Source organism: Pseudomonas sp. 50_B (genome assembly GCF_017491625.1).
Lineage (GTDB): Bacteria > Pseudomonadota > Gammaproteobacteria > Pseudomonadales > Pseudomonadaceae > Aquipseudomonas > Aquipseudomonas danubii.
Genome location: NZ_JAFGYX010000207.1, coordinates 1 through 244, shown reverse-complemented (window position 1 = coordinate 244; position 244 = coordinate 1). Strand labels below are relative to the sequence as shown.

Annotated in this window: 1 protein-coding gene; it reads right to left on the bottom strand. The window is 59.0% G+C overall.

The window, feature by feature from the left end; genetic code table 11:
* On the bottom strand, window positions 1–244 hold a 244-nt coding region (locus J5M73_RS31645; RefSeq protein WP_207817038.1), incomplete at both ends, for an amino acid permease.

Sequence of the window (244 nt, the reverse complement as noted above, 5' to 3'; positions counted from 1 at the left end):
TCAGCGGTGAAGATGTCCAGCTTGAAGGCGAACAGGGCAATCAGCACGAACAGCAGCAGCGGCACTACTTTGGCCACCGTGGTCACCAGGTTGATGAAGGCCGCTTCCTTGATCCCGCGCAGCACCAAAAAGTGCACGGCCCACAGCAGCAATGACGCACAACCGATGGCCACCGGGGTATTGCCCTGGCCGAACACCGGAAAGAAATAGCCCAGGGTGCTGAACAGCAGGACGAAGTAGCCGA